We start from the raw sequence: 22797 nt of genomic DNA on the forward strand, positions 1-22797 counted from the left end.
TAGGGAAAGGCTCAAGATTGAGCCGTGCGCTAACTAAAAACACCTTCTAAGACTGTAGGGAGAAGTAGAAAGTACTGTTAAGTTTAGTTAACCTTTCATTCTTTTTACAAATAAATGAATCATTTATTAAGTTTATATAAAACAAAGAGTTGTTCTTTATATTCATAATCGGTCTTAAAAATATCAAAAGGGTATATTCAGGTTATACCCAAGTTATCAACAGGCCGTCTTTAATTAAATCCCGAGGCAAACTGTTTTTAACTTTGTTTTTTTGCCATTTCCCTAACCCGATGGCACTGCCACATAGCGTGAGGATCACCTCTCCCGTTAGTTTTGTCACCTCATCTAGGCGTATATCCTTGCCATTAAAGTAATCTTTAGCTTGCTCTTTTGTTAGCCCTAAAGTGTTTTTAGACGCTAAGTGGCCGAAAGTAGTGGCAAACTCATGCTCTAGTCTTACCCCATTTTTATGGGTAGTACCGATTAAAATCCCTATGCGAGAATATTTGATCTTATCTTGGATTGCTTCAAAGTTGTCAGGAAATAGCCATACCTCTTTATCGCGCTGCATCAACTTACCGTCAAGTTGGGCAATGCCAAACTGTTTGTTTAGTACAGATAACAATTGTTGAGTGGTTTTCTTGTCCAGCGCTTCAAAAGGGAAAGCGCCTTTTTTCCGCTTTGGATTTTTAACGGCAACAGAGTGTAACTTCTTAAATCGAGCAATGAAAAACCCTTCGCTATCATATAGCTGAGGCCACACATGCAAGTATCCTTCGGACGTTGTTGCTTTTTCAGCACCCTCAAATAAAGTTGATAGGTTTTCGACTGCTACTGCTTGAGGGTAATTATCAATGAGGTGTTGGCATACTTGCTGATTTTCCAATGGTGTTAATGTGCAAGTTGAATACACTAAGGTACCACCTGGCTTTAAGGCTTGAAATGCACTGTCTATCAGTTGCTTCTGCACTTGTGCTATTTCAACATTAGACTCAATGGACCAGTTTTTAAGGGCATTTGGATCCTTTCTAACAGTGCCTTCTCCAGAGCATGGTGCATCAAGCAAGATGTTATCAAAACATTCATGCATATAATCGCCAAAGATACAGCCGTCAAAATGAGATAACGCAACATTTCGTATGCCCATACGTTTCATATTTGCCGCAAGCGCTTTGAGTCGAGATGAAGATAGCTCATTAGCGATTAGTACGCCGCGTCCATCCATGTAAGCTGCGAGTTGCGAAGTTTTCGAACCCGGTGCTGACGCCATATCCAAATTAATATCATCACTGCAGATAGTCGACTTCAATGCTGTTGGCGGCAACATAGAACTTGCTTCTTGGACATAGATGCAGCCACCTAAATGGATATCTGTGTTGCCTATAGCAAGATTAGCTTCTTCTTGTTCACTTCTTGATATCCAAAACCCTTCCTCACACCAAGGGATCGGTTCTGCCTGCCAATCACTTTTTTCGCAGTAGGCTAAGAATTCCGTGATAGACATTTTTAGGGTGTTGACTCTGACTGCTCGGCGTAAAGGAGACTGGCACTTATCTATAAAGTCTTCGATGCTAAGGTGATCTGGTAAGTAGGTTTTTATGTCGTCTAGAAACGCGCTGGGAATATAAGTTGATTTGTCCACGCAGTTACTCAATTTGAAAGCTTTATCACATTTTACACTTTCATGAGTGAAAAATGCATATTTGTTGTGACGATGCTGATTATTCAACCTGAACTCGGGATAACAACTTGTTCTCTAGCAGTTGTTATTCCTTACTACTGCGTTAAATTTGCTTGCAATAGGCCAGCTATTGACGCACAAATTTGCCTTGTATTAAGAAATAACTTCTGGCTAGAGTGATATTACACTTTTGAACTTGGATATTTTAGTGGATTAACTCACTTCTTATCCCGGGTTCAGGTTATTAAGCAAAACTCATGGCTGACAGTAAAAGACTATAGTTATATAATGCTCGCGAAATGTCGCGAGGATTGCTATGTCTATTATCAAACACTTTTTGGCGGACCCTAAATTATTATTGAATGCGGTTGGAGAGGGGATCTATGGTTTTGACCTTTCTGGTAACGCTGTTTTTGTAAACCCGGCCGCAGAGCGTATGACTGGGTGGCAAAGTGATGAGCTTTTGGGGAAAAAAATACATCAGTACCATCATCATAGTCATGCAGATGGGAGTGATTATCCTGCTGATGAATGTAACATCTACAAAACGATGTTTGATGGTAAAACACGACAGGTAACCAATGAAGTGTTCTGGCGTAAAGATGGGAGCTGTTTTCCTGTAGAATATACCTCAACCCCAATCTTTAAAGATCAGCAAATTATCGGTGCAGTCGCGATATTTCGCGATGTGTCGCAACAGCACAAAACTGAAAATGCACTAAGAGAGGCGCTGAATAAAGTTCAAGTACTGACTGAGCAACTTAAAGATGAAAATGCCTATCTGCTAGAGACATTAAATGAAAATTGGCAAGACTCGGGTTTGGTGGGTAGTAGCGCAATATTTCAGGCTATGTTGGCGCAGCTAGAACTGGTTAGTCAGACTGACAGTACGGTATTGGTTTTAGGAGAAAACGGCACCGGTAAAGAGCTTGTTGCTAGAAATCTGCATCGTCTTAGTGAGCGCTCATCGCAACCTTTCGTTAAAGTAAATTGCGCTGCTTTTTCACCAACCTTGATTGAATCTGAATTGTTTGGACATGAAAAAGGAGCATTTACTGGAGCGAATGAAAGACGTAAAGGACGTTTTGAGTTGGCGGATAAAGGGACCATATTTTTAGATGAAATTGGTGAGTTACCGCTAGAAGCGCAAAGCAAGTTATTACGTGTATTACAAGAGCGAGAGTTTGAGCGTGTAGGGGGAAGTAAGTCGATTCAAGTAGATATACGTATAGTCGCAGCGACCAACAGAGATTTATGGCAAATGGTCGAGGGTGGGGAGTTTAGAATGGATTTATATTATCGTTTAAACGTTTTTCCTATTCGAGTGCCTGCACTAAGGGAGCGTATAGAGGATATACCCGTATTGGCCAACAATCTCATCGTGCAGCTCAACAAAAAGCTGGGCAAGCAACTACGCGGGATCTCTAAAAAGGCTATTCATGCGTTACAGCGTTATGATTGGCCTGGCAATATTCGAGAACTCCAAAACGTGTTGGAGCGCGAAGCGATATTATCTAAAGGTCGTTTAATTGATTTATCTCAAGCACTTAACGTTACTGAGCAGCATAAATCTGAAAACGGTGAACTGACTTTAGCGCAGGCGGAAGCTGAGCACATATTAAGAGTGCTAGAAATAAGTAACTGGAAGATCGCTGGCAGCAACGGGGCGGCTGATAAGTTAGGACTACCCGAAAGTACGCTAAGGTCGAAAATGAAAAAACTAAAAATTGCTAAGCTTTCGTGATATTTCGCGCCTATTCGTGATATTTCGCGATGTTGAAAATATAATAAAAATAAATACGATAAAAATCAAAGTGTTATAAACTTTCAGATTGGTCTGAAAGTTGCAATATCAAACTCGTGTATTACCAATGTAGCAAATAACATGAAGTTTGATATCAAAGAAGAAGACATGATCATTAAGCCCTATAAACAAGAAGGGCCTATTTACGTCAGAGAGCAAAAAGGTTTTTTCCAAAAAATAAGAAGAAACCTTGGCTGGTTTTTAATGTTAACTTTCGTTCTCATTCCTTGGATCCCGTACAATGAGCAGCAGGCCATCTTGCTTGATTTTGGTAAGCAGCAATTTAGGATATTTGGTGCCACCTTTCTCCCTCAAGACTTTATGATTCTAGCCTGGATTTTCATGGTGGGTGCCTTTGCTTTATTCTTTGTCACGACTTGGCTGGGTCGCGTGTGGTGTGGTTATACTTGCCCACAAACAATTTGGATGCTGATGTTCACTTGGGTTGAGCACCGAGTGGAGGGGACTCGCAACCAAAGAATAAAGTTGGACAAATCAAACTGGGATAGCAAAAAAGTCGCGAAGAAAACGGCCAAACACGCTATTTGGTTGATAATTTCGGTGTTTACTGCCACTTCATTTATGGCCTATTTTATACCTGCAAAAGAGCTGTATCTAGACATGTTTACGCTTGAGTGGACTGGCCTTACTTCCTTCTGGGTATTTTTGTTCGCACTTTGTACCTATGGAAACGCGGGCTTTCTACGAGAGAAAATGTGTACTGTGGCATGTCCATATTCTCGTTTCCAATCGGTGATGTTTGACAAAGATACGTTAGTCGTCACTTATGATAGCGAACGTGGTGAAAATAGGGGTCGTCGTAAACGCAAAGAAGACCCAAAACAGCTGGGGCTCGGCGACTGTGTAGACTGTAATTTATGTGTTGAAGTGTGCCCCGCTGGTATTGATATTCGTAATGGCTTGCAATACGAATGCATTAACTGTGGTTTATGTATTGATGCGTGCAACGAAACGATGAATAAATTCGGCTATCAGCCAGATTTGATTAAGTATCAAAGTGAGCATCAGCAAGCGGGTAAAAAATCCAATCCGTTTAGGTTAAAAATAGTAGGCTATGGTGCTATTACCGTATTGATAGTAGTCACTATGGTGATTTGGGCATTCAATCGAACACCAATAGAAGCTTCTGTCATTCGCGACCGTAATGCGCTTTATCGTGTTAATTATGAGGGGTTGGTCGAGAACCCATACACCTTAAGTGTAATAAACAAAACACAGCACGATTTAACTTACACCGTGAGCTTAAAGGGACTGCCAGATGCGAAACTTACAGCTCCAATCACAACGCATATCGCTGGCGGCGACATGGCGTTAATCCCAGTAACAGTGACCGCTGATGGCTATGAGCTTAAAGGTAAGCGCACTCCAATCCAATTCACTATAGAGTCGCAACAAGATGCCAATATTAGCATAACGAAGGACAGCTACTTCTATAAAAATTAGTTTACACTCCCCCCGACTCAAGGCGCTTGTATTATGAAGCGCCTTTTTTTGTGTGCATATATGCACAATCTGACGCTAAATTTATGGCTTTCTCTCTGAACTTTTAGCGTATAAGCTTACTCTTATTGAGAATGAGTTTTATTAGCTGAATATTATGTTTAAAAATACATCACAACACTATGGTTTGTTAGCCATCATCTTTCACTGGGTTAGCGCGCTTGCGGTATTTGGCATGTTTGGTCTCGGGTTGTACATGGTTGAACTCAGTTATTACGATCCTTTCTACCGTGATGGCTTACATATTCACAAAAGCATAGGAATACTGCTAGCAGCTTTGATAGTACTTAGACTGATTTGGAAGGTTACCAACCCTAGCGTGAAACCCGAAAGCGAAGCCACTCCCATGGACAAATTGCAAAACACAATAGCACATGTCGTTCACGTCGTTTTGTATTTAGGTTTGTTTGGGCTGTTTGTCACAGGTTACTTAATTTCTACCTCAGATGGTAGAGCAATAGAGGTGTTCAACTGGTTTTCTGTTCCAGGTATTGGGGAGCTGTTTGATGAACAAAGTGATATTGCAGGCACTGTGCATTTATATATTGCTTGGGGGCTCATTGGATTAGTGGCGCTGCACATTGTGGGAGCGCTAAAACACCACTTTATTAATAAAGATTGTACCTTAGTTCGAATGCTCAAGGTACCAAACGCTACAAAAGTTGAGGATTAAAACATGAAAAAAACAATCATTGCATTAAGCATGGCAGCTATGACCTTATCGGCCGGAGTAAATGCCGCGGATTATGTAATTGATACTAAAGGTGCACATGCCTTTGTAAACTTTAAAATTAAACATTTAGGATACAGCTGGTTGCATGGTCGATTTAATAGCTTCGAAGGCGACTTCAGCTATGATGCAAAAAACCCAAATGCGTCAAAAATCAATGTAGTGATCGATACTGCTTCTGTTGATTCGAACCATGCAGAGCGTGATAAGCATTTGCGCGGTAATGATTTTTTAAACGTAAAAGCAAACCCTAAGGCGACTTTTAAGAGTAACTCGATTACTTTTAGCGATGATACAAATGCGAAGGTGAAAGGAAGCTTCACACTCAATGGGGTAACAAAGCATATCGAGTTTGATATTAAAAAAGTGGGTGAAGGTAAAGATCCATGGGGCGGCTACCGAGTTGGCTTTGAAGGTGAAACTCAGTTAAAACTTGCTGATTATGACATCGACTATGATCTAGGCCCAGCATCAACACACGTTACCATCGGTTTGCACTTAGAAGGTATTCGTAAATAATCTCTACTAGCACCACGTGTTTCTACATACGTGGTGCTGCGCTTTATATTCTAAGAGGAGCCCACTTTTCAAGCGCAATATCAGTTTTAGAAAGTTAGTTTTTAAAAATACTAGCTAGCTGTGGCTGAAACTGCTCTGGTAACCAACGAGACATAGCCAGTCTAAACTGTTCGTTTTTATGGGCTTGTTTTAACGCTTCGCTAATTGCAGCTATTTGTTCCTTACCAATCGCATTGTTATTACAGCCTGCATATCCAGCAGTTATCTGCGAGGCGATACTCAATCTGACTTGTGTCAATTCATCTTGCTTATCAACATGCAATTTGTGGTAGTGGTGTTCGCTTGGGTATCCAAGTATCACGTCGACTCTTTTTTTGAGCAGCATGATAGTCAAACTCTCTAATGTATCTCTTCCTGGTCTTACAAGCACTTGCTTGGAAGGCAAACCCGCCAATAACGCATCAATTTCATGGCCAAACGATCGATTTGCCGCGACACCTACAGTTAGTCCATGCTCAGTTACGAGTTTTTCCAAATCAATTGCGCTGTTGGTAATGCCAAGTGACTGTGCAACATCTTTCCTTAGTGCGGCAGAGGTTGATAATCCGATAGTGGAATACTCTTCACTAAAAGCGATATGTCTTTGCCGCTCGACTGTTTTATAGAGGGAGATCATACAATATTGGTTGTTGAAATTAGAGAGCTCATGTATGGCCCTAGATGCGGGGAATACTTTATAATTAAAAGTGTAATCGGGCATCTGTTGTTGAATGAGTTTTATCAATAACTCGTCTCGTCCTTGCCCTTCCAAATCGTCAGCAAGGATATAATAAGGCGCGAAATCTATCGCAATCCAAGTTATTTGTTTTGCAAATACAAAACTGGATTGAAAGGCAATGAAGAGGAGTAAGATGATTTTGATCAAATTGGGTCACTCTTGCTGAACTTACAATAAGCTTAGCATTGTTTGCGATGTTGATGATTAAATTAATGTTTATTTAATTTGTATTTAATGTTTACAGAGGTTGGCGGTATGCTAGCTTTAAAAGAAGTTTTAGTTTTGGGTAAAAGCATGCTAGCAAAGCTCAGTTAAGCGATTGAATATAGAGTTTGATTGCAGTGCGTTAATCCAAATATAAGTAGATAAGGCCACATGGCAAGGAAAGTCATAAAAGCCAATAACGATAAATTATTAATAAGGAAAACCTATGGCTATATTAATCGTTACCGATATTTTCGGTCATACGGATCATATTGATCGTTTTGCTAAATCGCTTGGAAGTGACGTGCAGGTGCTTTCACCATTTATAGAAGAACCAAATAGTGTCTCAGAGTCGGATTGTTATGAGCTGTTTTTGGCTCAGTGTGGTCATCGTTTATATGCTGATAAAATATCAGCAGCGATTTCTGAATACAAACCAAAACTTATTATTGGCTTTAGTGCAGGCGGGGCTGCTGCGTGGGTTGCATTGTCTGAACAAGGTGCATCTCACTCTGTCGAGCAACTTATTGCATTTTATCCCAGCCAAATACGTAACCATCTAAATATTAAGCCCAGCTGCGATGTGTCTATCTTCTTTGCTCAAGTTGAATCTCATTTTGACGTTGAGCCCGTCATTGAGCAGTTAAAAGATAAAAAAGGGTTGAATTGTATCCGAACGCGGTATTTACACGGTTTTATGAACAAGCTTTCGGGTAACTATGACGAGTACGCATACTCGCATTATCAGTATTTTTGCCAGCGAGAAGCGCGTAACTATTTTGAGGTTGTGCAACAAGAAGCGGAGTTTTCATAACAACATACGCAAAAGCGGCTTGAGCGAACTACACTAAACACTAACTTATCATACTTTAAGGAGTGAAAGATGTATCCCGAGTTGCCTGATTATCAACATTTTTATAGTAATCCGATCGCCAAACCTCCATGCAGAATGCTAAATGCACAAATGTATGGCTTTTTTGTCAAAGGAAAAAAATCAACAATCCAAACCTATGTTGATAAAACGCTTAATTCGGTTTCTAGTAGTGAATTTGTATTCAGGGCCCTAACCGATTGGTGCTTATTGACATTTACAGATATTGAAAATATCGCGTCAAAAGTGCCGCCATTTAGTAACTATGGATATATGCAAGAAACCGATGTCATCATCTGGTTGCCAATTCTGCAAGTCAATCTCGAAACGTTAAAGGCAGAACATCTATATTGGTATCCAGCATTTATCTCGGTCAACAACATTAACGCACTGATAAATGGTCTAGAAATATGGGGCTACAACAAATATTTATGTCGCTACGAAATGCCTGATAACTTTGGTGACCCACTGAGCTTTTCCCTCTCTCTGGAGACCTTTAAGGAATTTGATCCCAACGTCAAAATGGCATGGCATGAATTGTTATCCATTGAACCTGAGGATGACGGGGAGTCGTGGTTAAAAGAAGTGTTGGAAGTGGGTGAAGAAATTGCTGAGCTTTTCAAAGATTCAGTGTCTGATTTAAACGTCGATAGCCAATTTCTTAAGCAGTTCTTATCGGGTTTTACCCACCCGCAAATGGATCAAATATTATTTAAGCAGTTCCCAGATGGCCATGCCGAGAAGTCTGTATATTCGGCGGTAGTACATTCCCCTTCAGAGGTGAAGAAAATCCACAAAATTGGTTTTATCAAAGATGATTTAAGCTTGAATCTACAACGAATGGATGCGTTTCCACTCGATAAAATGTTTGGCATTCCATTAGGCAAAAGCGAGGTCAAACTACCTTACTTTGTGAAAATGGACTTCGATCAGGCAGGAGTGGAAGAAATTGTTTCCAGTGCTCAGAGTATGGCTAATCTCCATCGTTAGTGTATTTGTGGCATAAAAAACACGATTTTTTACTAAAGCGATATTTGCATGTTTAGTTGTCTTCCTATGTGGCTTTAGATGTTGCTCGTCAACAGGTTAGAAAAAGGAAGGTTTATGAGTAAACAAAAAGTAGCAATACTTGGCGGCGGTGTTTCGGCAATGACTGCTGCGGTATACATGACTGAACAAGACGATTGGCAAGAGCGCTATGATATTACCGTTTATCAGCAAGGTTGGCGCTTGGGAGGCAAAGGGGCGAGTGGTCGTAATGCTGAATACGGCGAACGTATTGAGGAGCACGGTCTTCACGTTTGGTTTGGTGCCTATGTCAATTCTTTTAGGGCAATAGAGACCGTTTATAATAAGCTTGAGCGCTCAAGTGATATCCCCATTCACACTTGGCAACAAGCACTAAAACCGCATAGTTTGGTGGTGTTGCAAGAATATATCGACCAGCAATGGCAAACTTGGTCAGTAGATTTCCCTGAGATCCCAGGTAATCCAGCAAATGGCACTCTCGATTTACATTTTTGGCAGATTTTAAAATTACTTGCGGCTTGGCTACACAAGTGGGTTGATGATTTGGAATGCGAAGTTGAGAAAACCCACAAATCCACACAACTCAAAACTAAAAAAGAAAGAGACAAAACGCTGCTTGCTCACTTAGGACAGGAAGTTAAAAGCTTTTTTGATAGTGTAGAAGAAAAGGCTAGAGCTCTATTTGATGACGCAGAAAATCAAGCCCAAGAGGTCGTATCCACACCAAAGCTGTTAATAACGCAACTTAGTAATTTTCTAACGGTACGTGAAGCTGATCATCGTTTAGAAAATAAGAAAGATCACTTAGTTGTTTGGTATATGGTTCGAAAAATTAGGCGCTGGTTGCAGTCTGAAGTAAATGACTTAATTGATGACAACCCTGTCATTAGACGTCTATATATATGCATAGATTTAGGTGTTGCGATGACCATTGGCATGCTCCGAGACAAAGTCTATTCACGAGGGTTTGGTTATCTTGATCAATACGATTTTAAACAGTGGCTCAAGCGCAATGGCGCAAATGAATTGCTGTCTGTGGAGTCTGCACCAGTCCGCGGCTTTTATGATCTCGTTTTTGGCTATGAGAACGGTGATTTTAAAAAGCCGAATGTTGAAGCGGGAGTTGCGGCTTTGGCCATGCTTCGGATTATGCTGTGTTATCGCGGTGGTGTGATGTGGAAAATGCAAGCGGGAATGGGAGATATTATTTTCTCTCCTATTTATGAGCTGCTCAAACATCGAGGCGTTCAGTTTGCGTTTTTTCATCAGGTTGAATCGTTACACTGTACACAGGATGATGATGGTCATTATGTTGATAGCATTCAATTAATTCAACAGGTTAAACTAAAAGAGACGCAAAGTTACGAGCCTCTGGAATTAGTCAAAGACTTGCCATGTTGGCCAAGCTCGCCTCTGTGGCAACAAATTGACCCGCAGCAAGTGGCACTACTTAAAGAACATGAGATTAACCTAGAGTCTTACTGGTCTAATTGGGAGGCGGTTTACCAACAAGCATTTGGACAGAGGTTACCGAGAAAAACACTAAATAAAGGTACTGATTTCGACTTAGTGATTTTTGGGATCTCAGTGGCAAGTCTTGAGCCACTTTGTCAGCAATTATTGGCTAAAGATAACGGCTTAAAGTTGCAAGCTGAAAAGGTCAAAACTGTTGCGACTCAAGCATTACAGTTGTGGCTTACTAAAACTGACAGTGAACTGGGTTTTCACGATCCTTCTGGTAGTAATGAGCCACCAATATTAAGCGCATTTTCTCAACCTTTTGACACTTGGGCCGCGATGTCTAATTTAATTGAGGTTGAAGATTGGCCAAATACACAGCCAAATAACATTGCCTACTTTTGTAGTGCTTTTACCTGCGCAGATTATCCACCTCCGAGCGATCATGAGTTTCCTGAGCGCATGAAAGCTCAGGTAAAAGAAAACGCATTGCAAAAACTTAGATTACAGATGCAGCCACTGTGGCCAGAGGCTTATCATGGTAACGACTTCGACTGGAACGTATTGTTTGATGTTGATAATAACGAAGGTGAAGTTAGGTTCAACACTCAGTATTGGAGGGTGAATGTCGACCCCAGTGAGCGTTATGTCTTAAGTGTTGTTGATAGCAGTCAATTTCGACTGCCTACGGACGGCTGCATATTCAATAACCTCTACATTACTGGAGATTGGATTAAAACCGGTGTCAATGCAGGTTGTGTTGAAGCTGCTGTGATGGCTGGCATGCAAACGAGTAGAGCCATCACCGGATATCCTCAAAACATTAGTGGAGAATCAGGGTTTGAGCCGTTTAAATAACCGAGTTATTACACTTTAGGCGCTAAACGAACGATTGACTTTTGAACCATTAGTTGTACAACTGTATTAGCTTAACCTATATTCTACGCCCTGCAATTTGCAGGGCTCAAATTCCACCTTGGTATAATTTGTATGTATTATGAACGATAACTTGAACCTTAAAAAGGTAATCGGGTTCATTTGTTTGGGGGTCTTTTTAATTCAGCTATACTGATAGTGCAATTGCATGATATAGCTCGGGATTCAAACTATGCCACATCCAAATGTGCTGTTAAATACGATAACACTAACATTACTCTTAGCAGTCTCGATGGAAGCATCAGCACAAGTCGAAGAAGAAATCGAAGTCATTGAGGTATACGCCCAAAAAAGAAAGCAATCTATCAATGATGTTGCTATCGCTGTTAAACCCATATCCGGACAAGTCATCACTGACGCCGCGCTGAAAGATACGACCGAACTAGGTAGTTTAGTTGCGAATGTAAAAATCAGTCAAAATGCAGCTGAGGGTACGCCCCCAGCGGTCAGCATTCGAGGTGTCGGACTTGTCGATTATAACACGGCTAACACTTCTCCGGTTGGGGTGTATTTAGATGGTATATCTGTTGGGTCTGCGAATAATCAAATCATTAACTTGTTTGATGTTGAACAAGTTGAAGTGTTGAAAGGTCCACAAGGTACACTTTTTGGTAGAAATACCACTGGGGGGGCAATTTTAGTGCGCACGGCGCGCCCAACAGATGGTGATTTTGCTTCTGTCAGTGTAGGGGTCGGTTCTGACTCTTTATCAAGAGCTCGTGCGACGCTCAATTATAGCCTAGATCAAAATAGCGCGGTGCGACTTGCAGCTAGCCACAATAACTATGAGTACACAACGTATAACTTACAGCCTGACGCTCCTGAGGCGTATATGGAACAAAATGATGTTCGACTAAGTTATTTTGGCGAGTTTGATAAGTTCAGTGTTTTTGTGAAATTAGATTATGGTCATTGGAATGGACTGGTTCAGCCGGTCGGGAATATCGGATTATTCTCAAACCCTTTGGATGGTTCATTATGTTCTCCAGCCCAAGCGGGCACTAGCAACTGCGTTGATGCGCTTGGCTTTAATATTGGCAGTGACGATTTTTGGGCTGTACGGGTCAATAATTATCAAAAACATCACAGTATAAGCAAAGGCGTTACAACAGAGGTCGCGTATGCACTGGATGACCGGTCTCAACTTATTTATCTTGGGGCTTTCAATCGCTTAGATAGGATACATGGATTTAATTGTGATGGAAGTCCATTTTCATTGTGTGAAGGCGAGTTAGGACTTAAAAATGAAAAGCTGGTGAATGAGCTTAGGTTTGAGCAAAGTATGGAGACCGGCTTTCTAACGGTAGGTTTATTTCAACTAGAAGAGCGTATTTATCAAGATAATTTTAATGACTTATTACGTGATTTTAGGGGAACCCCTAATGGTGCAAGTGCGGCGACCTTTTTCTATGATAATGATATTAAAGTAAAATCAATGGCCTTATTTGGTCAATATGAATATGAAGTTAGTGAGCATACAGATGTACTCGTAGGAGTAAGATATAGCGATGAAGATGTGAAGTATGACTCTTTTTCCTATTTAAACGTGCCTTTTGGAGGTAATCTCGCTGGCATTTTAGTTCCTGCCTACGACATTGAGGGAAAAGAGTCCGATAGTAATTTGTCTGGAAAATTGTCGGTTATCCATAAAGTTAAATCGGATAAAAGTGTTTATTATAGTTTATCTAATGGTGTAAAAAGCGGCGGCTATAACGGTGGCTTCCTTATTTCGAAGGATGCCGCGATACAGGCAAGTTATGGCCCTGAAGAACTAATCGCTCATGAAGTAGGCGCTAAGCTGTTATTTAATGACCTTAAACTTCGTACAAACTTGGCTGCTTTTTACTATGATTATAAAGATCAACAGGTATTTATGAATCAGGCTTCAGAAGTACCTGGAGCGCCGCCTTATCAGTTACTTGAAAACGTAGGTAAGTCCAAAATCTATGGTGCTGAGATAGAAAATACTTGGTATCTATCGGAGCAAACTCAGATAGGCTTAGATGTAGGGTATATACCTGAAGCTAACTTTGAGGAGTTTATCGATCCAGTTGGCGTTGTATTGACCGACAATCGTTTACCGTTTACATCCGAATGGAATATCTCTGGGCAAATAAATTATGCATTTAATTGGGATGAAGTTAGTATAAAAAGTAGAATAGCATTTGATTATCAAAGCGAATATTACTTTGACCAAAACGAATCTCCGTATGCTAAGCAACCCAGTTATATGCTTTGGAATGCTAATCTACAGCTGGAGTATAGAGACTGGCAGTTAGGTATTTGGGGTAAAAATCTTCTAGATAAAGAGTATAGCCACCTTAAATTTGACCTGAGTAGTTTTTTGGGAATGTTAGAAGACTTTAAAGGTGAGGGAAGAAGAGTAGGCATGGATGTAACATATCGATTTTGATTTTGCTTAATCACTATACGTATAAGTCACCTGACTTGGGGGTTGAAAACTTGCAGATACAATACCGAATCACAGGTAACTTTACTGAGGTAACAGGCTAGAATGCGTTTACTCCTGATCATTTTCAGCATAATTCTGGTTTCTAGTTTTGCCTATGCAGATCAGGCTGTGTTGAAATTGACGCAGCCTTGGCAATATCAAAATTTACACCATGTTGGAAAGGCTTATGAGGCAAATTCTAGTACAAGATTTCCTCAAAACTGGGCTGAATTGAGTGCGTGGGAATCTATTCATGAACCACTAAAAAACAGAGCGCTGTTTTCTGGTCGTTATTTCTTGGTTACTAAAGTCAGAAATGAAACACCCTTGAATGAATTTGTGCTTTATCCATACAATACGGTATTAAGCAAAGTTGAGTCGAGGATATATACACCGGAAACAGTCTTGCGAGTTTTCTCTGGGGGTAAGGTCGAAAATGAATTTGCATTTCATTATGGCAATCAAGTCACGTTAGAGCCTAGTCAAGATTATTATATCGTTACTCTCTTCGAGAGTGATTTCTTTTACACCCCGGTAAAGTTGACCATTGAGCCTCTCAGAGACTTTCAGCAGGAAGTGGTCTATGAAAATCTTATTATGACGCTTTGTTTTGGTGTCGGCATTGTTTTGGGGCTGTATAACTTATTAATCTACATCGGCTCTAAAGATATCACTCATTTTTATTACGCATTATTCACTTGTGTGTGGGTATTTGCGTGGAGCCATTTTTTTCATATTCCCGACGAGTTATTTGGGTTTTACTCTGCAAACTTACATTGGTTAGGTTTTGCGCTTGCGCCATTAACTAACGCGTTATTTTATATCCATCTTCTAAAACTCAAGGACGTTCATCCAAACTATGTGTCGATTTCTATTTGGCTTGGTGTGATAGCTGCGCTTGGACTACCGTTTTGTATTCTTTTCCCTGGCTTTGGTTTTATTTGGGCGACTTTAGTAACGGGGTTAGCGCTTTGCTTCGGACTATTTGTAGGTATTACGCGTTGGACTGAAGGATTTAAGCCCGCTCGCTATTTTGTAATGGCATATATTGCAATGGCGATCCCCAATATGGTGGGTAATTTAACGAACTTAAGTTTGCTGCCTGAATCGTCGAGTAACTTATATCTTTACGGTCTAATAGGTACTGCGCTTGATGCATTACTGCTGGCCTTCGCAGTTGCGGACAAGTTTAGAATTACCAGTGAAGAAAATATAGAACTCAATAAAAACCTTGAAGCAAAGGTGTTAAAGCGGACCTATGAGTTAGAGCAGGTGGCCTCAGAACTTAGAGATGCTAGTGAGGCAAAAAGTCGATTTTTGGCAAACATGAGTCATGAAATAAGAACACCAATGACGTCAATTATTGGCTATGCCGATGGCATTATGCTCGGAGATATTAAGCCACATGAGCGTAATCACGCTATCTCCGTTATTTTGCAAAACTCGCGTCATGTACTTGGGCTAATTAATGATATTCTGGATATGTCTAAAATTGAGGCCAATAAACTAGAAGTTGAGTTGGTGGAGTCAAACCTTTTTCAAGCGATTGCGCATGTCGATTCATTATTGGGTAAGCAAATTAGAGATAAAGGACTGGAGTTTGCGCTGAATTATCATTTTCCGCTGCCTGATTTTGTGGTTATTGATCCCACTCGTTTGCGACAGATATTACTAAATCTCACATCTAACGCAATGAAGTTCACGACGGTTGGTAAAATCTCGATTGATGTGGCGTGTCAAAACGAGCGTCTCATGATTACAGTGCGAGATACCGGGATAGGAATGACAGCGGACGAGCAAAAAGAATTATTTAGCGCGTTTTATCAAGCTGACTCTTCCACATCAAGGAAATATGGTGGGACAGGGCTTGGACTAAATATCTCCAAAAGCTTAGCGAGAAAGTTAGATGGTGATATTTCGGTAGAAAGTGAGGTAGGCTCAGGTACTGCCTTTACTCTTACTGTTGGCCTATATACCACCGAGAAAACAAAGTGGGTGCAAAGTCTCGCTCAAATTGGTGATGTTCGTGAACAAGGCACAATACCTGATGAAATAAATCAAGAGCTTAAAGGTGAGGTGTTATTAGCTGAAGATAACACAGACAATAGTAAGCTTATTAAGCGTATTTTAGAGCGTATGGGTTTATCTGTGACGGCGGTTGAAAATGGTCAGCTAGCGGTACAGGCGGTACTAGATGGTGATTTCGATTTGATATTAATGGATATCCAAATGCCTGTAATGGATGGTGAGCAGGCGTTTAGCTTTATTCAGGCAACAGGGTGTAGCACGCCTGTGATTGCATTAACTGCCAACACCATGCAGCATGAAATTGAGCGTTACTTAAAACTTGGATTTAGTGATCATCTTGCAAAACCTATTGATAGAGTCGTGTTCAGTCAAAAGGTAGCCTATTATTTGGATATCCAAGTCGACGAGGAAGTTGATCTTCCTGAAGCCGAATTTTATCAGTTAAAACAACAGTATATTTCTGGGCTGCATGAGCAAATCATTCAGATAAAGAATCAAGCTAAGTATCAGGACTACGATGCGTTAGCAAGAACAGTTCATGCGATTAAAGGTACTGCTGCGATGTTTGATTGTATTGATATTCATAAAATTGCAAACGAGTTGGATGTTAAGCTGAAGAATAAACAACTAGAGTGTGTTGAAGTGCAGCTAACTGAGTTACTTGGTGCGATGACAACCGCTATTGAGTCAGAAAAGCAGCAAACCAAACAAGCTTAGGATTCTACGCCTTGTTAATATTTATAGCGGATAGGCATGATAATGAAAGGATTTTATACAACACCTTATCTTAATGGCTGCAGACTGTAGATTTGAGCCTTACTTAGGTCAGGGAAGTCCTTCCGCTGTTTATAGTTGGCATATAGATTGGAAAATATGGTGGTTTTGGATAGTTTATCTAGACTCGCAATAAATAAACGTCCACTGTTACGGTCTCCCGATATTACACTGCCTTTACAACACTGCTGAAATGAGGAGATAAGCGCTCTGATTGTGTTCTTATTGCCCGTATCCAGCAGTGCAATTTCTGCTTCTATAAAGAATGCAACCCCACTCCAATAGACTCTTTGTTGTGCGTTTAATGACCACATTTGTTCGCTCACTGTTTTAAGTGCTCCTTTATTCATTCGCGTATTTTTTGCGCCTCGGCTGAGCCCTGAGATTAATCTTGTACGAAACTCTGCAACATTAAAAATATCGTTCTCTAGCATAATGACATTTTGTAAATAGGTAGCAAGCCCCTCTGCAAGCCAGAAATCTGAGTGGTCAAGCAACGGGTGATAAAGGTGAGCAATTTCATGGTACAAGGTCCAATCTTTAATCAACACTCGGCTTGAGGTAAATCGTTTGATTTGGAGTAGAACAGCGTCGGGTTTGCCACGTTGAACCGTGGCCCATGGCACAGGCTCAGATGCGAATAAGCTCGGTTCAATGATAAATGGAAGTGTATATTGTTGTAATATTCCCAAGGAACGCTCTGTTGCTTTAACACCGTGTTTTAGCCAAGTTTCCACATGTTGTCTATCACTGCCACTGATCCAGCTCTTATATTCGATTTCAATTTCGGTTGCCTGAGTGGATGCAATTAAGCCAAACAACAGTATAAACATTAATAATTTCATTATTTTCTCTACAATGGTTACTTTGTAAATAGACCTGAGAACGCATTATTTCATTCTTGATGTTGAGATTATCTCAACTGACCTGGTTGGGTGATTGTGTAAAACTGAATAAAACAACGTTAAAGGGAAATAAGATGAAAGTCACCGCACTTAGTTTATTGTTATTGAGTCCAATTGCTTTGGCAAACCCACTTTTAGGTACTTGGGAATTTGTTGAGGGAAAATATGCCACCACAGATGGCATTGTATCAGCGCAAGCGCCTAGCTTGACGTCGATAAAGTTAATTACTGAGGCTCACCACAGCTACATTACGCAAAGTGAAGGAAAGTTTAAATACGCTGGTGGAGGGAGTTACAAAATAGAGGGAGATAGATTTATCGAAACCTATGAATATGGAAATGTTACTTCCTTACTTGGTCGAACGATGTCATTCAGCTACAAGATTGATGGTAATTTATGGCATCATGAACTGTATGAAGATGGTAAGTTCGTCGAGAAGGAAGTATGGAAAAAAATTCAGTGATCCCAAAGAAGATGCGTTATATCAGTCACGCATCTTCTCAACTTCAAATCCAGTACACTGAAACACCAACATTGAGTGCAAAGCAAGTGCTAATCAAAGTGCATGCGTTTGGGGTTAATAGAGCAGACATTTTGCAAAAGCAAGGGAAATACCCTGCGCCTGAAGGCGATAGTGAGATATTGGGTCTGGAAGTGTCTGGAACGATAGTTCAAGTGGCGTCTCCTGAGTTTGAATATTTACTTGGTGATCAAGTGTTCTGTTTAACCTCTGGAGGCGGCTATGCTGAGTACGTGGTTGCACAAAGTGAATTACTCATGCCGTTAACCAAAGGCTTGTCATTGAGCTATGCGGCAGGCTTAGCTGAAGTATATCTTACGGCCTATGATGCGATTGTGCGAACTGGGCAGCTAAATTCTAATGGGATTTTACTGTGCCATGGCGGGGCTTCGGGTGTTGGCAGTGCTGCCATACGGATTGCAAAAAGGCTGGGTGCAACGGTCATTACGACCCAAAGTAGCAAGGAAAAGGCCAAGTACGCAAAGGCTCTGGGGGCGGATTACGCTATTAATTATTTAGACTGTGATTTTGCTGAAGAAATGAAAAAGCTTGGTTTGAAAGCAAATGTCATTCTTGATCCAGTCGGTGGTGAATACCTCAGAGCGAACCTAAGAGTTGCAGCAATGGATTGTCACTGTGTGATGCTCGCTATGCTAGGCGGAAGATATACAGAACTAGACTTTGCCAAGTTACTCGCGAAAAGGTTTAACTTGCACGGAAGTACGTTGAGAAACCGCTCATTGGACTATAAAACGGAATTAGTGAAAGATTTTCTGAATGAGTTTGGCTCGGACCTGCCGGATCAGACAATGAAGATACCAATATATAAGGAGTTATATTGGGATGAAATTGAGCAAGCCCACGATATTCTCGAACACAACCAGAACCTCGGGAAGGTGATAGTTAGAGTTAGTTGACTGTTTATTTATACAGTTGTTATGCTATCACTCTTAGTGATTAGAGGAGTGATTATTTTGACGTTCAAAATTGAAGAGAAAGTACCTTGCCCAGAGGAATATTGTGATTTGCGAATAGCCGCTGGATTATCTGCAAAATCTCTAGAAGCAGCCACAAGGGGACTACCTAACTCATTATATGGGGTTGCAATTCGACATAACGAACAACTTGTGGCAATGGGCCGGGTGGTTGGAGACGGAGGTTGCAATTTTGAAATTGTCGATGTTGCCGTCAATCCGCTTTATCAAGGGCAGGGATTAGGGCGTACAGTAATGGAATATATTGATGGTTACTTAGCATCAAATGTTTTGCCGGGCTCATATGTTTCAATGATTGCAGACGAGCCAGCCTTTTACGAGAAACTGGGTTATCGCTTAGTAGCTCCAGCGAGTCAAGGAATGACAAAGAAGTTCACAGTAGGCTCCATTAAAAGCTCTAAAGTTTGAATTCTCAACTTTTTTCTTGGTAGATTAAGAAATAGCGATAGATATAGATAACTTTTGAAGGGTTGCAACTGAGTGGATCCGAATTATCGACCCTTGGGGTGGGTTATAGAGAGTAGGTAGTGCTTTTCTTTATTTGAATTAGATCTAAGGTTGGTACAATCGAATGGATTCTTATTAGATAAGACTGAATATTTAGGAGTGGTACAACTGAGTGGATCCGAACTACCGAGCTTTGGCACGGGTTATAGAGAGTAGGTAGTACTTTTTCTTTATTTGAATTAGATCTAAGGTTGGTACAATCGAATGGATTCTTATTAGATAAGACTGAATATTTAGGAGTGGTACAACTGAGTGGATCCGAATTATCGACCCTTGGCACGGGTTATAGAGAGTAGGTAGTGCTTTTCTTTATTTGAATTAGATCTAAGACTGGTACAATCGAATGGATTCTTATTAGATAAGACTGAATATTTAGGAGTGGTACAACCGAGTGGATTCGAACCACCGACCCCTACCATGTCAAGGTAGTGCTCTAACCAACTGAGCTACGGTTGTATTATAAGATTTGGTACGACCGAGTGGATTCGAACCACCGACCCCTACCATGTCAAGGTAGTGCTCTAACCAACTGAGCTACGGTCGTACAATAACATTCGTTTATTAATTGTTTTCAGGTCTGTGCCTGTCAACGCGTTGTAATATATAGTGACTCAGCTAACGGATCAAGCGGCTTTCAGTAATTTTTTGATTGTTTGCCTTTTTTTTGTTCATACTGGAGGGATTTCACACAGCTCGTAAAATTTTTTCCACCATTTTACATGTGCTTTCGCAGAATCTTTAAGGTTATCCAAGTGTTGTTGAAGCGTGAGCGGATCGGCAAGGTTATTATTTTGATACAATAGGTGAATAGGCTGCCAGGCAGCGATCAACTCTTCCGTAGAAAGAGATAGCATTGCCTGATACGGCTGAAGAATGGATAAATAATACTTGTTAAAGATATTGTTTATGATCTGTGCCTGGTTTTTATTTCCGCCGCTTTTGCAAATGCCATCTTTTAGCCTAAGTTGTTGTAATTGGCGTGTAGTCGCATTATTCAGCTGAGTCTGTTTACGGACGCTTGTAACCAAAGATGAGACAAATCGCTGAGAAAGCACTTTTAAAGCGGGTGTGAGCGTGTCTGGGCTGAGATTTTCTGGCGTATCCATGTTTATTACCAGCTCTGCGAGCTCGTTAACGGCCTCTAGCATGTTGCTGTGGGCTGCTGGCAACTCTAGTGGTACTTCTTCAGCGATTAACAAACTCAAACTTGCCAACTCTCTTTCAAATGTCATCATATGAAGAAAGTGGCGTGGAAGCTGTTGTTTCTTATCCTGTACTGCTTGAGTTAATGTTTGTTTCAGCTCGTCGCTCGTGTTTGGATGCTGAATGCAGTGAGGAGCTTGCTGAATAAATAAGATGGTGTATTTCAAGCGTTCACTTGGGTAACTTACTTTCCCTAATTGATTATTGTGCGCAGCGATGAGATTTGTGACTTTGCAGTGTCCAGCGGTCGCGATGTCTAACATAGAGATAGTTAGCTCACTTGTCGGCAATGGCACTTTTTCGACCTCCGGATTGTAAAGTGGCGCTGGGAGTACCACCTCTATGTCAGTTGCGCTCGCCAAACGTTGTTGATATTCAACGGCAATATCGGTCGGCTGCTTGCTGCAACCGGCCAAAGTAAAAAGTAATAGCGTACTAGCTATTCGCTTGACTAATCTCAAATTTCACCCGTTTGTTTACGCATGTCACCAATAATACTGCCGCCGTACTCAAGCCAATAATAATACCAATCCAGAAGCCTTGAGGACCCATTGCAGGCGTTATTAAATCGGTCTTTGCTAATACATAGCCTAATGAAAAGCCAATTAGCCAATATGATACAAAGGTAACCCAAGATATTGGCTTAGTATATTTTAGCCCCCTTAACACACCATTTGCCGAGACTTGTAATGCATCGGGCAACTGATACAAACAAGCCAGCACCATAATGCTGGTTGCAAGAGCGGCTACTTCAGTATTGTTGGTATAGAGCCAAACAATCTGATCTCTTCCTATATACGTAATGAGTGCGACAAATAGAGCAATTAAGGTGGCCAAAAGAAACGCGGTATTCACCGAAAGCTTAAGTTGGTCTAAGGCTCCTTGTCCAGTTAGGTTACCGATCCGGATGGCAATAGCCATCGACAAACTTAATGGCATCATAAACAGCATTGTAGTGACGCTGGCTGCAATTTGGTGACCGGATACGGAAATAGGACCTAGATCTGCAATAAATAATGGAATGCACGCAAATAGCGTGACCTCAAAGAAGGTAGCCAGTGCAATTGGGAAACCAAGTGCTGCAACATATTTCATCATAGTTAAACTCGGTTTGGTAAAACCGCTAATGAGGGCCTTTCCATCTATGTGTTTACTGTTCAAGCTATACACCCACTGTGCAATTGCCATTGACCAAAGCACGATGGATGTAGCGAGGCCACAGCCCGCACTACCAAGCGCTGGCGCGCCAAATTTACCATAGATGAAAATATAGTTAGCAACGACATTGATACAAAGACCAACAATACTGATGTAAAAAGCAGGCTTTGTTTGGCCAACCCCTTCGGTGACATTGCGGTATACCGTAAAGATCAAAAAGCCCAAGAGACCCCATTTCACAAAATCAATATAGCCTTGAGCGAGGGCCTGAACATTCTCACTTGCCCCAATATTTGAAAAAACAATAGAAGTAAAGTTCGCTAAAACCAAACCGACGGTAAAAAGCGCTAAAGCGAGATACAAGCTTTGCTGGAAAAATCGTTTGATCCCTGCGGGGTCATTAGCACCATGGCAATGCGCAACAATACTCGTAAGTGCAAGTAAGATCCCTTGTAAACTAAAAATCAAAGGGTTCCAAACACCCGTAGCAATAGAAAGAGCAGCTAAGTCTTCAGCACTGACTTGACCTGCCATCATCGTATCAACGACGGTCATTAAGACTAAAGTAACTTGAGCGAGAAAAACGGGGATCGCAAGTTGAAGCAAGCGCCTGGCTTCCCAAGTTGAAAAATTCATGGTGAGATACTACTTAAGGCGTAAAAACGTTAGTTTATTTTAGTGCTTTGTTTTTAGCAAAATTTTGCGGCTAGCAGTCGCAACTAT

The 22797-nt window shown here is 40.9% G+C and carries 17 protein-coding genes and 2 tRNA genes; 12 read left to right on the forward strand and 7 right to left on the reverse strand.

The genetic code is table 11. The annotated features are described in order from the left end of the window. Window positions 1-202 precede the first annotated feature (202 nt). Window positions 203-1642, reverse strand: coding sequence for a 16S rRNA (cytosine(1407)-C(5))-methyltransferase RsmF (gene rsmF / locus PNC201_RS07675; RefSeq protein ID WP_102056687.1), 1440 nt, complete (start codon window positions 1640-1642; stop codon window positions 203-205). A 355-nt stretch (window positions 1643-1997) separates the two neighbouring features. On the opposite strand from rsmF, the gene PNC201_RS07680 reads away from it, so the two are divergent. The 4 genes from PNC201_RS07680 (at window position 1998) to PNC201_RS07695 (ending at window position 6255) form a co-directional block, all read left to right on the forward strand. Beyond that, window positions 1998-3425: a sigma-54 interaction domain-containing protein gene (locus PNC201_RS07680; protein ID WP_102056688.1), complete on the forward strand. Its 1428-nt coding sequence runs from the start codon at window positions 1998-2000 to the stop codon at window positions 3423-3425. Window positions 3426-3566: 141 nt separating this feature from the next. Continuing rightward, entirely contained in the window at window positions 3567-4949 is a 1383-nt protein-coding gene (ccoG, locus tag PNC201_RS07685; RefSeq protein ID WP_010371615.1) for a cytochrome c oxidase accessory protein CcoG, read from the forward strand. A gap of 154 nt (window positions 4950-5103) precedes the next feature. Next, entirely contained in the window at window positions 5104-5679 is a 576-nt protein-coding gene (locus tag PNC201_RS07690; protein ID WP_102056689.1) for a cytochrome b, read from the forward strand. Between the two features lie 3 nt (window positions 5680-5682). Beyond that, window positions 5683-6255 carry a YceI family protein gene (locus PNC201_RS07695; RefSeq protein ID WP_102056690.1) on the forward strand — a complete coding sequence of 191 codons (573 nt, stop codon included), beginning with the start codon at window positions 5683-5685 and terminating at the stop codon, window positions 6253-6255. Window positions 6256-6349: 94 nt separating this feature from the next. On the opposite strand, the gene PNC201_RS07700 is transcribed toward PNC201_RS07695, so the two are convergent. Then, window positions 6350-7180, reverse strand: coding sequence for a transporter substrate-binding domain-containing protein (locus tag PNC201_RS07700; protein WP_102056691.1), 831 nt, complete (start codon window positions 7178-7180; stop codon window positions 6350-6352). A 283-nt stretch (window positions 7181-7463) separates the two neighbouring features. On the opposite strand from PNC201_RS07700, the gene PNC201_RS07705 reads away from it, so the two are divergent. The 5 genes from PNC201_RS07705 (at window position 7464) to PNC201_RS07725 (ending at window position 16728) form a co-directional block, all read left to right on the forward strand. Beyond that, window positions 7464-8051, forward strand: a complete 588-nt coding sequence (locus tag PNC201_RS07705) for a dienelactone hydrolase family protein (protein ID WP_102056692.1) — start codon at window positions 7464-7466, stop codon at window positions 8049-8051. 69 nt (window positions 8052-8120) lie between these two features. Further along, window positions 8121-9098 carry an acetoacetate decarboxylase gene (locus PNC201_RS07710; protein WP_102056693.1) on the forward strand — a complete coding sequence of 326 codons (978 nt, stop codon included), beginning with the start codon at window positions 8121-8123 and terminating at the stop codon, window positions 9096-9098. A 114-nt stretch (window positions 9099-9212) separates the two neighbouring features. Continuing rightward, window positions 9213-11453 (forward strand): NAD(P)-binding protein, encoded by a 2241-nt coding sequence (locus PNC201_RS07715; protein WP_102056694.1) that lies wholly within the window; start codon window positions 9213-9215, stop codon window positions 11451-11453. Between the two features lie 250 nt (window positions 11454-11703). Further along, on the forward strand, window positions 11704-13944 hold the full coding sequence (locus PNC201_RS07720; RefSeq protein WP_102056695.1) for a TonB-dependent receptor: 2241 nt from the start codon (window positions 11704-11706) through the stop codon (window positions 13942-13944). 102 nt (window positions 13945-14046) lie between these two features. Beyond that, a complete protein-coding gene (locus PNC201_RS07725) occupies window positions 14047-16728 on the forward strand; it encodes an ATP-binding protein (RefSeq protein WP_102056696.1) in 2682 nt (893 codons plus the stop codon). Window positions 16729-16793: 65 nt separating this feature from the next. Here PNC201_RS07725 and PNC201_RS07730 read toward each other — a convergent pair whose 3' ends face one another. After that, window positions 16794-17630: a M61 family metallopeptidase gene (locus tag PNC201_RS07730; protein ID WP_102056697.1), complete on the reverse strand. Its 837-nt coding sequence runs from the start codon at window positions 17628-17630 to the stop codon at window positions 16794-16796. A gap of 134 nt (window positions 17631-17764) precedes the next feature. Between PNC201_RS07730 and PNC201_RS07735 the strand changes: the two genes are divergently transcribed. The 3 genes from PNC201_RS07735 to PNC201_RS07745 are packed head-to-tail and all read left to right on the forward strand — an operon-like array spanning window position 17765 to window position 19614. Beyond that, window positions 17765-18154, forward strand: a complete 390-nt coding sequence (locus PNC201_RS07735) for a hypothetical protein (RefSeq protein ID WP_102056698.1) — start codon at window positions 17765-17767, stop codon at window positions 18152-18154. Then, window positions 18136-19128: an NAD(P)H-quinone oxidoreductase gene (locus PNC201_RS07740; protein ID WP_102056699.1), complete on the forward strand. Its 993-nt coding sequence runs from the start codon at window positions 18136-18138 to the stop codon at window positions 19126-19128. Before PNC201_RS07735 ends, PNC201_RS07740 begins: the two co-directional genes overlap by 19 nt. A 57-nt stretch (window positions 19129-19185) precedes the next feature. Further along, entirely contained in the window at window positions 19186-19614 is a 429-nt protein-coding gene (locus PNC201_RS07745) for a GNAT family N-acetyltransferase (RefSeq protein WP_102056700.1), read from the forward strand. Window positions 19615-20092: 478 nt separating this feature from the next. Here PNC201_RS07745 and PNC201_RS07750 read toward each other — a convergent pair. The 4 genes from PNC201_RS07750 to PNC201_RS07765 all read right to left on the reverse strand — a co-directional run bounded on the left by PNC201_RS07750 (window position 20093) and on the right by PNC201_RS07765 (window position 22710). Continuing rightward, a tRNA-Val gene (locus PNC201_RS07750) sits at window positions 20093-20169 on the reverse strand. Between the two features lie 11 nt (window positions 20170-20180). Continuing rightward, window positions 20181-20257: transfer RNA gene (locus tag PNC201_RS07755), tRNA-Val, on the reverse strand. A gap of 124 nt (window positions 20258-20381) precedes the next feature. Next, on the reverse strand, window positions 20382-21377 hold the full coding sequence (locus tag PNC201_RS07760) for a DUF3080 family protein (protein ID WP_102056701.1): 996 nt from the start codon (window positions 21375-21377) through the stop codon (window positions 20382-20384). Then, complete coding sequence (locus tag PNC201_RS07765) at window positions 21352-22710, reverse strand: MATE family efflux transporter (RefSeq protein WP_102056702.1); 1359 nt, start codon at window positions 22708-22710, stop codon at window positions 21352-21354. Before PNC201_RS07765 ends, PNC201_RS07760 begins: the two co-directional genes overlap by 26 nt. Window positions 22711-22797: the final 87 nt, after the last annotated feature.

This window comes from Pseudoalteromonas sp. NC201 (assembly GCF_002850255.1).
In the GTDB taxonomy this organism is placed as follows: domain Bacteria; phylum Pseudomonadota; class Gammaproteobacteria; order Enterobacterales; family Alteromonadaceae; genus Pseudoalteromonas.